This is a genomic window from Bacillus sp. 105MF, from assembly GCF_000374885.1.
Lineage (GTDB): Bacteria > Bacillota > Bacilli > Bacillales > Bacillaceae_G > Bacillus_A > Bacillus_A pseudomycoides.
Genome location: NZ_KB895588.1, coordinates 37278 through 54284, shown reverse-complemented (window position 1 = coordinate 54284; position 17007 = coordinate 37278). Strand labels below are relative to the sequence as shown.

Below are 17007 nucleotides of genomic sequence, written 5' to 3'. Positions count from 1 at the left end.
TACTACTCCCCTACTGAAACGCACTCAAGTGAGTGAAGACTCTTTGGCTGCATATCACTCCAGTGTAATTCGATATACGCAAGACAAGCTTGTCTACTATCTTGTTCATGAACAACATCCCACCCGGCTGGTACATCGAGAAAGGCTGGCCAGACAGAATGCTGGCCTTCCTTATTTACTAACACTTTATACATAAAGTTATCGTTTTCAAATGGATTCGTCATACTTTATTTACCCCTTTCATCGCTTGCTGTCTACTAGCTAATACTTGTCCGATTTCTGTAAGTGGTCCTGGCTGACATAAATCTTTATGTCGGCAATCAATATCATATTGTTCAATTTCCCCATCTATATAACTAAGCCATGTATCTGGAGAAATCGGATCAAACCATTCTGGTATGATTGTTGATCTAAAGAATACAAGGTTTCCATGAAATTGTTTTGGAACATACTTTCCTAAAAGACCAACAGAATTTACGTATGTTTCTTTCAAGTTCAAAATTGTTTCCTCTTCCAGACTCGCTAATGCACTGCCATCCCTGCGAAGTATATCAATAGCGTTTGCCATATCAAGTGGTTTTCCATCCATGTTATCTGGATCGTATCCTCCTAATGCAAGTAGGGCAATAAGCGCTTCTTCCTCACTAGGCGCTTCTGTATTTGGTAAAAAGTGACCGGGATAAGAATCCAACATAACAAGCAGTTCAACTTCTTCTCCTTGATTTTGCAAATGAGTTGCCATTGCATGAACAACGTTTCCTCCGAGAGACCAACCTAACAACCTGTACGGCCCATGTGGCTGTATCTCACGAATGTGCTCAAGATAGTCAGCAGCCATTTCGTCTAATGATTTTGGAAGTTCTTCACTTTTCGCAATGCCGCGTGCCTGTACACCATAAATTGGATGATTGCTTCCTAAAGACTTCATTAATCCTGCATAACACCAGCTAAGTCCACCTGCTGGATGTACACAGAACATAGGTAACTCTTCACCGCTTGTTCTTAATGGCAAGATTACATCTAGCGCACTTTGGCTCGTCCCCATCTCAAGTATTTCAGCAAGCCCTGCAACTGTCGGTACCGCAAATAAGCTACCAATACTTAACTCTACTCCTAGCGCTTCCCTGATCCGGCTCATTAACTGCACAGCAAGTAAGGAATGACCGCCAAGATCAAAGAAACCATCATCAATGCCAATTCGAGGTAAATTCAAAACCTCTGTAAATAAATCACATAAAATTTCCTCTTTTGGTGTTCTTGGTCCTCGGCTTATCGTAGATACCATGAATTCAGGTGCTGGTAATGCTTTACGATCTAACTTACCATTTGGAGTTAAAGGTAATTCACTTATCATAACGAAAGCATATGGTACCATATAATCAGGTAGACTAAGTCCTACATAATGGCGCATTTCAGCTGTATCAATGTTTACATGTTCTGTCGAAACAATATAGGAAACTAATCGCTTATCACCAGGCTGATCTTCACGTACAATGACAGCTACTTGTTCAACATGAGAGTGCTGCATAATAACGGCTTCAATTTCGCCAAGTTCAATTCGGAAACCTCGAATCTTAATTTGATGGTCTGCACGACCGATATAGTCTAATGTGCCATCTTGACACCAACGCGCCAAATCTCCTGTACGATACATTCGAGTACCAGGTTTCCCGTATGGATCTGCTATAAATCGTTCCGCAGTTAACCCTGCACGACCTAAATACCCACGAGCAAGCCCTGCTCCTGCAACATACATTTCTCCTACCACTCCTGGTGGTACAGGTTGTAAGTAATTATCTAATACGTATACTTTAAGATCTGGTATACTACATCCTATTAAGCTGTTTGCTCGTAAAGATACAATATTTTGATCCAGCTCGATATAGCTTACATGTACAGTTGTTTCTGTAATACCATACATATTAATAAGCTTAGGCGAATTTTCTGGATGACGACTATACCAATCTTCTAGACGACTTAATTCCAGTGCTTCTCCGCCAAAAACGACATATCGTAAGGAAAGTTTCTGCCCTAATTCAACATTTTCGCGATCTGCTTGCATAAGTTGATAAAATGCTGATGGTGTCTGATTTAAAACTGTTACCTTTTCCTGGACAAGCAGATTTAAAAATTCTCTAGGTGAACGACTCACAGTGTGTGGTACGACAACAAGACGTCCCCCATACAATAGCGGCCCCCAAATTTCCCAAACTGAAAAATCAAAAGCATAAGAATGGAACATTGTCCAAACATCTTCCGAATCAAATTGGAACCAATGGTCAGTTGCCCCAAGCAGCCTTATAACATTCTGATGAGGAATCATTACACCTTTTGGTCTTCCTGTTGAACCTGATGTATAAATTACATAAGCGATGTGTACAGGTGATAGTGGCTGTATTCGTTCCACATTTTCTATATTCTCTTCACCATATTTGTTTAATGTCTCCATTATTTTTAAATCGTCTACTACAATCGTTACGGTCTCTGCACTCTCTATTGTCACTTGTGTGTTCGTAATCATACAGACAGGCTTAGCATCACTTAGCATGAATGAAATTCGATCCGATGGATAATCAGGATCTAGCGGTAAATATCCTGCCCCCGCTTTCAAAACTGCTAACAAACTCACAACCATATCAACAGATCTTGGTATCGCTAAAGCAACTATTTGCTCTGGACCTACTCCTTTTTCAATTAACAGACGTGCAAGTTTATTCGATCTCTTATTTAACTCTTCATAAGTTAGCGTAGTGTCCTCAACTACGACAGCGGTTGCATCTGGCGTTAAGCGAACTTGTTTCTCAAATAATTCCGGTAAGGTCATTTCAGGCGCAATTTGAAAGCCGGCATTCCATTTTTTAAGTACTGTTTGACGCTCTTCTTCGTCCAAAATTTCCAAACGCCCAATAGGTTGTTCTGGATTTTCTACTGCGTCTTCTAATAAATGAATGAAACGACTCACAAGTTTCTGAGCTGTCTCACGCTTAAATAAATCTGTACTAAATTCAAGTAAACCATGTAATCCATTTGGCTGACCTTCAGACGTACTACGTTCACTTATTTCTATCGTCATATCAAACTTCGAAGAACCAACACTCTTAATCTCAAGATGCGTTTCTAGATTCGGTATATCAAGTGTAGCCTCTGGTGTATTTTGAAAAGCTAACATAATTTGGAATAGTGGATGACTATTTCTCGAACGCACAGGGTTCAACACTTCAACAAGTCTTTCAAATGGAACATCTTGATGTTCATATGCTGAAAGGTTAACTTTACGCACCCTGCTTAACAGTTCACTAAAGCTAGGATCTCCAGACGTATCTGTACGTAAAACGAGTGTATTTACGAACAATCCGACAATATCTCCAAGCGCATCATCACTACGCCCAGCAATTGGACTACCTATTGGAATATCCGTTCCAGCCCCTAATCGTGTAAGTAATGCAGCAAGTCCGGATTGTAGGATCATAAACAAACTAACACCATTTTTACGAGCAAGCTCTAATAATCGTTCATGTAACTCTGGATTCACATGAAAATCTATCGTTTCTCCGCAATAGCTCGTTTCCACAGGACGTTGATAATCTGTAGGTAACTCAAGTTGGGCTGGTAACCCCTTCAATTCTTCTTTCCAAAACTCAATTTGTTGTGAAATGAGACTATCTTGTGCACTCTCATTTCCTAATAGTTCTTGTTGCCAAAGGGCATAATCGGCATACTGTACTGGCAGTGACTTCCACTGAACTGATTCACCTTTACAATGTGCTTGATACGCAGTTGCTATGTCTCTTGACAATGGGTTTAATGACCATCCATCCCCTACAATATGATGCAATAATACAAGTAACACATGTTCATCCGGATTTATTTCAAAAAGCTCCATACGGATAGCTGGCTCTTCTGCAAGATTAAAGCTATATCTTACAGCTTCAGCAAGTACTTTAGGTAATTCTGAATCAGTAGTCTGCGTAACAATTAAAGTAGGATTTGCCTCATTTGTCTCCAAAATTTGCTGATGTGACGTACCAAGCATGTTAGGAAAAATAGTTCGAAGTGTCTCATGTCGATCGACGATATCATAAAATGCAGCTTGTAAAGCTTCTCGATTTAATTCACCAGACATTCGAATGACTACTGGAATATTGTAAGTTGGGCTTGGACCTTCTAAACAATTCAAGAACCATAAACGACGCTGTGCAAAAGAAAGAGGAACTTCTCTTGGACGCTCTACTTTCTGAATAGCTGACCTTGCACTCTGTGTGCTATCTAATTGTTTAGCAAGTTCAGCGACTGTAGGTGATTCAAATAGTTTTCCAATGCCTAATTCCACACCTAATATTTCACGAATACGTCCCATTAACCGGGAAGCTAACAGAGAATGTCCGCCTATTTCAAAGAAGTTATCATCGATTCCAATCCGCGCTATGCTAAGCACTTCCGCAAATAAATCACATAAAATTTCTTCTTGTGGATTTCTAGCTACGCGTTCACTAACAAGTAAATTGAAGTCAGGTGCTGGTAACACTTTCCGATTAATCTTTCCGTTCGGTGTCAATGGCAATTCAGACATCATCATAATTGCTGACGGTATCATATAACCTGGTAGGCTCCCTCCTGCATATGTTCGAATTTCTGCAAGGTCAAGATTTCCATCAGCATCAGGTACAATGTAAGCAACCAAACGTTTATCGCCAGGTCGATCTTCTCGAACGATTACAACGACTTGCTCAACATGAGGGTGCTGAGATAATACAGTTTCCACTTCAGATAACTCGATACGGAATCCATGAATCTTAATTTGATGATCTGCACGACTCACATAATCTAACGAACCATCCTTACGCCATTTAACAAGATCGCCCGTACGGTACATTCGTGTACCAAGTTTCCCAAATGGATTAGCAACAAATCGTTCAGCTGTTAATTCTGGTCTTCCTAAATATCCATTGGCAAGCCCCGTACCAGCAATATATAATTCTCCCACCACTCCAGGTGGTACAGGTTGTAAACCTGCATCTAGTACATATACTTCAGTATTCCAAATTGGTCTTCCAATAGAAGGTGTACCACTCTCTTCTTCATTCATATCCATGTAAGTTGACCAAATTGTTGTTTCAGTTGGTCCATAAAGATTTGTAACATGACAATTTAATTCTTTTAACCGAGACGCTAGATTCGATGGAAGCGCCTCACCACCAACAAGAACTTTAAGTCCTATTAATCTTTCTGGATAATCTGTTACAAGCGCATGCCAAAGTGTTGGTGTAGCTTGCATAATTGTGATGTTTTCCTTTTGAATGATTTCTGTTAATGCTGAAGAATCTTGAACTGCTTCTTTTTGGGCAATTTGAACGCTTGCTCCACTAATAAGTGGTAAATAAATTTCTAAAGCTGAAATATCAAACGCAAAGGTTGTAACAGCCAACAAACGATCATTTACATGTAATGAGAATTGATCTTGCATCGCCAATAAAAAGTTGCTTAAGCTTTGCATCGGCACAACGACACCTTTTGGCTTACCTGTTGACCCCGAAGTATAAATTGTATACGCAGGATTTAAGGGTGCTTCTCCATCAAATGAATCTAGGTTATTTTTCTGGTATCCACTTAACTCTTCTTTTGTATCCTGATTATCAAGCACAACTCTTGTTATATGATCCCCATTCGGTAAATCACCTAAAACAGAAGAATGTGTTAGGATACAAGCAGGCTTAGCATCGCTTAATATATACGTAATTCGATCCTCTGGATATTCTGGGTCGATTGGTAAATATGCTGCTCCTGTCTTAAGAACCGCTAACATTCCGATAACCATCTCTACAGATCTTGGAAATGCTAACGCTACAAATTCCTTAGATTGAACTCCTCGTTCTAACAAGAAATGAGCAAGTTGATTTACTTGTTCATTTAATTCTTTATAAGTAAGTTCTATTCCATCACATATGACAGCAATAGAATCAGGAGATTTACTTACTTGTTTTTCAATGAGAGCAGGTACACTTACGAATGAACTTTCTTTCATTGTTTGATTCCACTCTACTAAATGCTTTCGTTCCTCATGAAGTAAGAGTTCCAGTTTTCCAATCGGTGAATCTACCTGAAGATCTGATATATCTTCCAGAAGATTCACAAATCTTTTTTTATGATTTATTAACTCTTCTAATCTATATACTTCAGGGTTTGCATCAAAATGAATCCTTAAGCCATTTCCTTCAAACTCGTTTGACACATTTATTGAAAGATCATCAACCGGTCCTGCCGAAAGATTATGTTTAACCCCATGATTTCCTGCAAAACTCAAGGCATAGTCAAATGGCATCACATTAATCATTGGACCAAATAACCTTTGATTTTCTCCCAATAATTTAAGATCTCGGCGTAATTCTTCATGACGATACTTATGATGAAAACGAATATCAAGAACCTCATTAGAAACCTGCCCGACAACTTCAGCAAGACTCATATTAGAGCTTATAGACAAGCGGAGCGGGACTACATTCATGACCATACCAGGGATATTGATCGATGCTGATCCTAAACGTCCCATCATCGGTAAACCTAGAACTATATCCTGTGCACTTGTTAATTTATGTATATAAATCGCAGTTGCAGCTATGATAAGATCCGGCCAATTCGCATTACAATCATGTGCAACCTTCCGCAAAGATTCTGTACTTAAACGAGACAAATGTGCTGGCTGGCGAAGAAATGTCTTCGATGTTCTAGGAGCACGTTCCGCTAAACTTACTACTTCTGGTTGATCTTGGAACCGTTCTAACCAAAAGCTATGATCTTTCTCAAATTGCTCCGATGCACGATACGCAGCATCCTCCTCTAAAATGGTATATAAAGAACCAAATGATCTCTCATCATACGATTGATTATTCATGAATGCCGTATATACTCTTGCTACTCTTTGCGCAAGTAAAGAAAATCCGTATCCATCCATCACAATGTGATGGATGCGCTGATACCAGAAGAAACGATTGGAAGCGACTTTAAAAAGCGCCTCCGTATACAGCTTGTCCTTTTTCAGATTCACTGGCGTAGATAAATCCACTTGCATCCACGCTTCAGCGGCTTTTTGGGGATTTTCTTCAGTACTAACATCAATAATATGCATATGAAATTCAGGTGAATCATCGATAACTTGCCATGGCCCTTTCGCATCTTCTTCAAAGTGAACATGTAAAGATTCAGCTTCCATTACAACTTTACGCACAGCTAATTCAAATGTTTTCACATCAACTGAACCATGTATTTCTATGTATTCACCCGTATTATAAATTGGATTTTTTGGATCAAGTTGCTGCGCAAACCACATACCCGTTTGCGCACCTGACAATGAATGACGAACCTTTTGACAATGAGACATTCGTATTTACCCCTTTATCTATCTGTATTTGATAGCACCTTTTCCTCTTGAGAGGACACCAAATTAAACCAGTCATAAATTGTTGGACGCTCAGCCAAATCTGCAAATGTAACTTCTACACCTATTTGGCGCCATTTCTCTACTAAACTCATAATTCTAACTGAGTCAAGCCCTCTATTTAATAAATCTTCGTTATCTCCAATATCTGCTGGTAATTCACGAAGCAATTCAGCAACTTGTTCACGTACCGATTGTAATGTGAATCCTGTATTTTCTTCTGCTGCAGACGTTTCTTTTAAACTTTGTAAATCTTTTAATAATAAATTCGTTATTATAGTTACTGCACATCGATCAGATGCGTACTGCAAAGCTTGTTTATGATGTTCTTGTGAAAAATCAGCAACCGCATCAGCGACAAAGAATGGTTGTATCCCATCCATAAATGCTTCGCATGCCGTTAAAAGACATCCAATATGTGCATAAACCCCACAAATAATAAGCTGATCACGCCCTTGTTCACGTAAAATCTCTAGAAGATTTGTTTTCTTAAAAGCACTATATCTCCATTTTGTAAGGAAAATATCATCCTCATCAGGAGTGAGCTCATCTACAATTTTCTTCTTGTGAGGCCCATCAGGAATACCTGCCCCCCAAAAATCTTGCAATAATCCTCTTTGCTCTGGCGTTTGTCCACCTGGTTGTGCAGTATAAACGACAGGAACACCAATTTCCTTACATGTTTTTCTGATAGATTGAATATTTGAAATCAGTTCTACTCTTGGTGATTCCTCTGCATGATATGCATCAAGAAAATACTCTTGCATGTCATGAATAAGAAGAACAGCACGTTTCGGATCTGGCTTCCACGTTACTTTATTATTTGGTAAATCTGACTCTAATGGCATTGGGTATACTGAGATAGCTGGAATAGCCATCTAATCACTTCCTTTCGAATTGTTAAGAATATTTATTTGTCATTTATTACTTCATGGTAGATTTAAGTTTTTCAGCAATTGCCTTCCGTAATTCTTTCTTACTCACTTTTCCGACACCAGTCTGTGGAAACGAGTCTATAAATTCAATTCGATCTGGAATTTTATATGCCGCAATTCCTCGATCTCTTAAAAACATTTTCAAATGCCCTACAGTCGGTGTTTCCCCGCGAGCTATAACGAAAGCACAAGTACGTTCACCTAAATAATCGTCTGGCATAGATACCATTGCAACATCGTGTACCGCTGCATGAGCTAACAGATGATTTTCAACTTCTTCAGCCGCAACTTTCTCTCCACCACGATTAATCTGATCCTTATCGCGTCCTTCAACCACTAAATAACCTTGCTCATTTATTTTGACAAGATCGCCTGTGCGGTAAAAACCATCCGAAGTAAAGGATTTAGCGTTATGTTCTTCAGCTTTATAGTATCCACGGATTGTATATGGTCCACGAGTTAATAAACTCCCCACTTGACCTGTCTCTACGTCATTATCATATTCATCAACTACACGAACTTCATCAAACTCTGACATTGGTCTTCCTTGCGTATGAATAATGATATCTTCTGCATCATCAAGTCTCGTATAATTCACTAACCCTTCGGCCATACCAAAAACTTGTTGCAATGTACAACCGAATGCCGGGCGTATACGCTTGGCCACTTCCGCGCTAAACTTTGCACCGCCTACCTGTAAAACTTGCAGGCTAGATAGATCATTATTGCGTGAAGCTATTGCGTCAAGCCATACCATTGCAAGGGGGGGCACAAGTGCTGTAATTGTGACACGTTCCTTCTCAATAAGAGAGAACGCTTCATCTGGACTTCCCCCAGAAGCTAGAACAATCTGCCCACCTGCATATAACGTCCCAAGAGTCCCCGGCGAACTAAGCGGATAGTTATGTGCAACTGGAAGCGCAGCAAGATACACACTATCTTGATCCAATTTACAAATTTGAGCACTCACTCTTAAACTATAAATATAGTCATCATGTGTTCTGGGAATTAATTTAGATAATCCTGTTGTTCCGCCTGATAATTGCAAGAAAGCTACATCACTAGATTTTACTTCTGGCAGATTGACCGGATTCATATAAAGATCACGAATTCCTACAAATTCCTCTGCCTCTCCTACAACAATTACATGTTGCAACGTTGGAACTTTTTCTTTTATTTCTCTTGCAAGTTTTCGATAGTCGAATCCAAGCTGTTTATCAGAAATAATATAAGCAGTCGCTTCAGCAAATTCACAAAAATAGCTTATTTCACTACTTCGGTGTGACGGCAAAGCAAAAACTGGAACTGCACCAATTCGAAAAAGCGCAAAGCAGACTTCGAAAAACTCCATAATATTTGGTAAATGAAGAACTACTCGATCCGTTTGTTTAATTCCTAAATTTAGAAATCCTGCAGCTAATTGATCTACTCTTTTATCTAGTTCACTATAGCTTAAGTGTTTTTCGCCACTTGTCACTGCAATCTGGTCACCATGTTTCATCGCACGTTCTCGCAGCATCTCTCCAAAGGTCTCTCCGCGCCAGCACCCCTCTTCTTTATATCGATCTGCAAATTCCTTTGGCCACTCCTGGCATCCTGTTAACATCATTTATCCCCCTAACTTCTATTTCAAAGATTCATCATTTAATCCCATAGCCCGAAGCATTGTACGAAACTTAGCCGATGTTTCAGCTAGCTCATCTTCAGGTTTTGACTCCGCAACAATACCAGCTCCTGCGAATAAACGAAGGGAATTCCCTTCAACTTCCGCACAACGAATCGTAACAATCCATTCACCGTCACCATTCAGATCACTCCAACCAAGCATTCCCGTGAAAAATTCTCGATCAAACGGTTCAATTTCGTTAATAGCCTCTCGAGCTTTTTCTGTCGGAGTTCCACAAACTGCTGGTGTAGGATGAAGCGCAAGTGCTAATTCTAATGCAGACACTGATGCGTCTAGTAATTCTCCTTTTACTTCAGTAGATAAATGCCACATTGCTTCACTATTTATTAATGATGGTTTTTCCGGAACATGCAATGTACGACAGTACGGACGAAGCGCCGCAGCTACTGCTTCAACAACAACAGCATGTTCATGTAAATCTTTAGCTGAAGAAAGCAACTCATCTGCTCGTCTCTTATCTTCTTCAGGGTCTTTACTTCGAGGTCTAGAGCCTGCAAGCGGATTAGAAATGATCTGCATTCCACTCCGTGAGACAAGTAACTCTGGACTCGCTCCTATGAGTGTATAACTACGCTTTGGTGAGGCATCACAATTCTCTATTTCTTCACTCTTCGGTAAATCTACCGCAAACGTATACCCCTGTTTATTGTGCTGCGCTAAATCACAAAGTAGTTTTTGAATGTCAACCTTTTCTGAAGATTTCAAATCCAATGATCTAGATAGAACGATTTTCTTTAGGTCACCGCTCTTTATTTTAGCTACTCCTTGCTCTACACCACGCATATATTCTGAAGATGACGGAATAGGATTCATTTCATATGTAAGTGCAGGTGATTGCTGGGTTCGATCTGTAAAATCAAATTGCAGACGATCTGCTAGCCTGCTCTCCCGAGGTACAACGAGCTGTACCGATTTTGTACGATCAAAAGGCAGCGCTCCTACAACAATTGGATTAGGATGGCCAGCTTGTTTCGCATTGCTTAATACAGCACGAACTAGCTCAGGAACATTTTCTGCCTGACTATGTTTCACCGTTGCAAATGTTCCTTCGGCAAGTATTGTACGATACGGTGAAGCAAAAAAGAATGAAGATCCAGCTCTATAGTCATCTAGTAATTTTGTCGCTAACTCCTTTAAAGCAGTTGTATGATTCATTATTTTAAAGCCCCCTATATGTAATTTAGATTCCTAAAGTAGCGCCGCCATCAATGCATAGATTATGCATCGTAATATGGCTTGCTTTATCTGACGCTAAAAATAGAACTGCTTCAGCAATCTCTGAAGGCGTTGCTATTTTTTTTAATGGAATCCCTAATCTATATGTATCTTGTGAGCCTGCAATAATTTTTTCAGCCCCATTTTCATCTATCCAAAGTAACCTCTGCATCTCTGTCTCAGTTGAACCAGGAGAAACTAAATTACAGCGAATATTATATTCTGCAAGCTCAAGACCAAGACATTTTGTAAACATCGTTGCAGCAGCTTTGGATGCTACATATGCAGCCATTTCCATTCTAGGTACACTCGCAGCATTTGACCCTACAGTCACAATTGCACCAGACTGCCGTGACATCATACGTCTACTCACAGATCGTGATACATAAAACACACCTGTAGCATTTACTGAAAAAGTCTTGTCCCAATCTTCATCACTTAAATAGTGAATGGCACCCATCTTTAAAATACCGGCAACATTAACTAAAATATCAATTTGCCCCATTGTATCCTCAATCTGATTTACTGTATTTTCCACTGCGGAACTATCACTCACATCTAAAGCGAATACTTTCAAAGAGCTGCCTCTTGTTGCATGATAATCTGAAAGCTTATTGAGTTCTAAAATATTCTTATCAACCGCTGCAACCTTTGCTCCTCTTTCCGCAAGCATGTTCGCTACAGTCTCTCCAATTCCTTGTGCTGCACCAGTAACTAATGCAATCTTCCCATCAAATTCCCCAAAATCCATATTCTCAATTCCTTTCCTTACAACGAATCGATCTAGTTTATCTTGTATATTCTCAATTGCAGATTAATAAAGTTAACCTAATTAATCTGTGCAAAGAAAATATTTTAACAAACATCACCAACTAATAATGATATTGATAATCATTATCATTATATTTACGAAAATCATACACATATTAAACTTATCAGTCAAGTGCAATTTAATCTTAATTTCAGTCACAATAAACTAGGTAATACTCACTTGGCATTAATTGATAATGATTTTCATTTTCTTTTGTACACCGAAATGATAATGTTTCTCAACAGTCTTGTCAATCTTTTTTTATTTTTCAGATAAAATATTTTATTATGTCCCCATACTTATCTGCATAAAAATCTCTGCTTTTATTGTAAATATAGACTTTTTTCATCCTATTTTCTGTGAAAATAATAGATTTAAAAAATTAAATTGAAACTTTCAAATTTCCTAATTAATAATTATACATTTTATCATTAATTACATAAAAATCTTTATTTTATAATAAAAACCATCATATTGAACATTTAATTTCTCAATAAATTTCTGAAAAAATTTTATTAAGAAATTTATTTAAAAATAACTATTTACATCTTTTTCTCTAAACAACGCTTCCTTCAAACATAAATCATACCGATATAACTATATGAAAAAAGGACATATGCCCACTATTAAGCATATGTCCTCTCATAATTAAAATTTACTATTAACCTTTTTATTAGTTTTATTATTTCACCACAAACCGAGTCTCGCTACAACCATTCTTCTGCTTCGTTACCTCTAAAACTGCTGGCATTGCGTTTTTCAACTCTTGAACGTGTGAAATAACGCCAATAAATCGTCCTGATTTTTGTAAATCAATCAATGCATCGATCGCTTTTGTTAATGACTCTTCATCTAGCGAGCCAAATCCTTCATCGATAAACATGGTTTCGATAGAAATACCGCCTTCATATGCCTGGATCACATCTGCCATACCAAGTGCTAGACAAAGCGATGCATTAAATTTTTCCCCGCCAGACAATGTTTTTACGTCACGTGTTTGACCTGTATATGCGTCATATACATCTAATCCTAATCCACTTTGACGATTTCGTTTTTCAACTCTTTCACTTCGTTTTAAATAGAACTGGCCGTTTGATAGTTTACGAAGTCTTTCGTTAGCAATTTGAACAATTTGTTCTAAATACTCAATTAAAATGTAACGTTCAAACGAAATACGACTTTCGTTATCCCCTTTCATGACTTCATATAAATCAACAAGTTCTTGGAAAGCTTTTTCTTCTTCATGAATTTGTTCATCAATTCGTCTAATGTTTTCATGCAAATCGGTAATGTATGCAACTGCACTTTGGGCACGCTGGCGCTTTTCTTTTGTAATATCAAGCTGAATTCCTAACTCTTTCATTTGTTCTTCTAGAGCTGTAATGTCCGTCCATTCTTTCCCGCTTAATTCATTTACTAGTTCCTCAATTTGTTTAGCCAATACTTCTAAGGATGAATAGTACTCTTGAATTTGCTCATGCAAATGCTTCATTTCTACATCTGTTAATTTTGCTTCTTTATAAGCTTGTTGGTCGATAAATCCACCTTGTTCAAGCTCTGTCGTAAAGCGAAGTAAAGTCTCTTCTTGCTTTTCTTTTGCATGACTTACTTGCTTTAGAGCACCATCATACTCAGCTTGTATGCGTATATTTTCATTTTGCCAATATTGATAAGCTTCTTGTACTTTCTTCCACTCCTCTTCCATAAAGCGAAGTGTGCTAACAGCTTGATCAAATTGTTTTTTCCAGGCTTCTAACGTTTGTAAGTCCTCATGGGTTTTTTGCTGATCATGTTCATAGGACGTACGAAGTTGCATGCACTCCATTTCAGTACGGTGCTGCATCACTTCAGCTTCGCGTTTTTGCTTCTGTAATTCTTCTACTTTTTCTTCTAATCCTTTTACACTTAACGCTAGCTGTTTACGTTTTTCTTCACTTTCCTTTAATGTGTTTACCTCAGCTGCTAGTTGTTTTCCGTTTTGCACTAGCGTACGGTATGTTTCAACTAACTCTTCTGAACGGTATCCTCGTTTTACGACTTCATCTATTACTTGCTCATATTGTAATCTGTAGAAATTCCATTTCTCTTCTACTTGAACATGTAATTTTTCAGCAACTGTTTTCTTTTCGCGCAGTTCATTTAGCTGTTTTTCATCAATGGAATCTCCACGTTCTGTAGCTTTCTTTGGATGATCTATACTACCACATACAGGACAAGATTCGCCTTCATGAAGATGAAGAGCTAACATTCCTGCTTGTTCATTTAACCAACGATGCTCCATCTCTTCATATGCTTTAACTGCAACTTCCATCTTTTGATTTGCAACTTCTTTTTCTTGTTCATATTTTTGCTTTTCTTTCCAAACGTCATATGCTTGCTTTAGTACTTTTGCATCTTCCCGCATATTTGTTAGCTCTTCTACTTTTGCTACATATTGCTCAAGTGCAACCTCTAGCTGTAGTAATTCTCCGGCAATTTGTTGTTTTTGAGAAATCTGTCCTTCTAGCTGTTTCTCAAACTTCTGAATACCTTCCTTCAATTTCCCACTTTGAAGTTCTGCCTGTTGCAATTTTGATTTTTTCTCTGCTAATGAAGCAATAATTGGCTGTAACTCTTCTAATCTTTGTACAGTTTTCTTACCTTCTTCACGAACAGACTCTTTACCCTTTAATTCTTCATATTTCTCATAAGCAAGTTCAAACGCCTTAACCGTCTTTTCTTTTTTTACAGATATTTGTTTCAATAATTGTTCAGCATTTTGTTCACTCTGTACCGCTTCTTCATACCATTGTTCAAATGGTAATAATCGTTTCGCTTGTTCAGCAAGTTTAAAGCGTTGTTCTTCTGTTTCTATTTGTTCTCGATTTGCTTGTAAAACTGCTTGTTTCTCTTGTTTTTGCTGTAAATCTTTGAACTTTTCATTAATAGACTTAGCTGTATGAAAACGATCTTCGGCTTTTTTTAATTGCTGCGTTTGCAATGTTTGCTGCGCTTGTAATTGTTCAACTTCCGCCTCATAGCAATTTTTTTCTTGTTCAAGCGCTTCGACTACTTGGTGCGTATTTACATGTTCCTGTTGAACTAATGTCTCTAATAGTGAATCATCTCGAACCGGTAATTTAAAAACATTACGGAAGTACAGTTCTCTTTCTTTTTGCTTTTCTTGTAAGACGTCTTTCCACTGTTTACGTTTTTGATCTAACAATTCACGCATTAATTTATAACGATCTGTTTTAAAAATACGACGTAAAATTTCTTCTTTATTTTCTGTTTCAGACGTTAATAGTTTTCGGAATTCTCCTTGCGGAAGCATAACAATTTGACTAAATTGATGTTTGCTAAGTCCGATTAAATCTTCAACCTTTTTGTTCACATCTGTCACATGAAAACGATCCACACATGGAACCTTCTCATCACCTATTACTTCATATAGCTCAACAGCATGCCCTGTAACTGTTTTATTCCCTTGTTTTTTATGACCGAGCTGTCTTTTTATTTCGTATTGCTTTCCTTTCAACTGGAAGGTTAATTCTACACTTGTGTATATATTATCATCAGCAAATTGGCTACGTAGCATACTCGTATCACTACGTTCTTCTCCGCTCGCTTCCCCATATAATACATAACAAATCGCATCAAATATCGTTGTTTTCCCAGCTCCCGTATTTCCTGAAATAGCAAAAATACGGTGATCGCCAAGATCGCTGAAATCGATAACTTCTCGCTGTTTATACGGACCAAATGCGGTCATAATAAGCTGAAGTGGTCTCATCCTCGTTCACCTTCCCGTTCCTGCACTGTTTGTAATACGTCTAAGAAAAGACGTTCTTTCTCTTCTGATAAATCTGAGCCCTTCATTTCTCTATAAAAAGCTTTCAAAAGGGATAGATCATCTGTTTTATGTCTAGAAACAGTAACTTCATTGGTTTCTGTAAATTCTCGTCTTTGCATAGAACGTTCAACATGCATAGCATTTGGATATACAGAACGAATTTTTTCCATTGGCTGCAGTACAGGATTTTCATCTAATAACTTTACGAAGACATAATCTTCACTTGTTGGATACTTTAATAAATCATCTATTTTCGCTTCTACTGTTCGCATTTGGCGACGAGGTGTAAATAAACGCTTTTCTATTTCCACTTGACCTGTTTCGTCTAATTCCACAATATAATACCCTTTTTTATGCCGCTCTTCAGAAATAGAATACGCAAGTGGTGAACCAGAATAACGAATCGTTTCATTACGTACAAAGTGCGCTTGGTGCAAATGCCCAAGTGCTGTGTAATGAAACTTATCAAAATAATGACTATTTACGTATTCAGCACCGCCGATGGAAAGCGGACGCTCTGCATCACTCGTATTTTCTTCTGCTTCACCTGAAGAAGTGACAAATGCATGGCCTACAAATACGTGTCTTGCTTCTTGATTCATCGTTTCTGAAAGTTCATTCATGAAAATACGCATCGCATCATCATGCGACCGAATATCTTCATTTTTCATCACATGTCTTACAATACTTGGATCTACATATGGGATTAAATGGAAATGAACTTCCCCATACTTATCATGTAAAACAACTGGTTCATACGGAAATTGAAATTGGCCAACAATATGTAACCCTTGTTTTTTCATTAAACTGCTGCCAAAATGAATACGGTCTGGACTATCATGATTCCCTGCTACTGCAATTACTGGCGTTTGTAAATCAATCACTATCTTTTTTAATACATCATTTAGTAAATCTACTGCTTCTGTTGGAGGAATCGCTCGGTCATACAAATCACCTGCAATAATTACGGCATCTGGTTTTTCTTCTTCCACAGCTTGAACGAACTGATCTAATACAATTCGTTGATCTTCGGTCATATACACACCGTGAACAAGTTTTCCTAAATGCCAATCCGCTGTATGAAAAAACTTCATC

Annotated in this window: 8 protein-coding genes; all 8 read right to left on the bottom strand. The window is 38.2% G+C overall.

Annotated elements, in window-relative coordinates; translation table 11 throughout:
- Positions 1-2 precede the first annotated feature (2 nt).
- Positions 3-224, bottom strand: a complete 222-nt coding sequence (locus C564_RS0124530) for an MbtH family protein (protein ID WP_016114820.1) — start codon at positions 222-224, stop codon at positions 3-5.
- Positions 221-7375: an amino acid adenylation domain-containing protein gene (locus tag C564_RS0124525; protein ID WP_018767202.1), complete on the bottom strand. Its 7155-nt coding sequence runs from the start codon at positions 7373-7375 to the stop codon at positions 221-223. Before C564_RS0124525 ends, C564_RS0124530 begins: the two co-directional genes overlap by 4 nt.
- A gap of 14 nt (positions 7376-7389) precedes the next feature.
- Complete coding sequence (locus C564_RS0124520) at positions 7390-8310, bottom strand: isochorismatase (RefSeq protein ID WP_018767201.1); 921 nt, start codon at positions 8308-8310, stop codon at positions 7390-7392.
- 46 nt (positions 8311-8356) lie between these two features.
- Positions 8357-9973: a (2,3-dihydroxybenzoyl)adenylate synthase gene (locus C564_RS0124515; RefSeq protein WP_018767200.1), complete on the bottom strand. Its 1617-nt coding sequence runs from the start codon at positions 9971-9973 to the stop codon at positions 8357-8359.
- A gap of 18 nt (positions 9974-9991) precedes the next feature.
- Positions 9992-11209: an isochorismate synthase DhbC gene (dhbC, locus tag C564_RS0124510; protein ID WP_018767199.1), complete on the bottom strand. Its 1218-nt coding sequence runs from the start codon at positions 11207-11209 to the stop codon at positions 9992-9994.
- 25 nt (positions 11210-11234) lie between these two features.
- On the bottom strand, positions 11235-12020 hold the full coding sequence (locus C564_RS0124505) for a 2,3-dihydro-2,3-dihydroxybenzoate dehydrogenase (protein ID WP_006094826.1): 786 nt from the start codon (positions 12018-12020) through the stop codon (positions 11235-11237).
- Between the two features lie 742 nt (positions 12021-12762).
- The gene (locus C564_RS0124500) at positions 12763-15852 is read right to left on the bottom strand and encodes an AAA family ATPase (RefSeq protein ID WP_018767198.1); all 3090 of its coding nucleotides are present in this window, start codon (positions 15850-15852) and stop codon (positions 12763-12765) included.
- Positions 15849-17006 (bottom strand): exonuclease SbcCD subunit D, encoded by a 1158-nt coding sequence (locus tag C564_RS0124495; RefSeq protein WP_006094828.1) that lies wholly within the window; start codon positions 17004-17006, stop codon positions 15849-15851. The genes C564_RS0124500 and C564_RS0124495 overlap by 4 nt, the downstream gene beginning before the upstream one ends.
- Position 17007 lies beyond the last annotated feature (1 nt).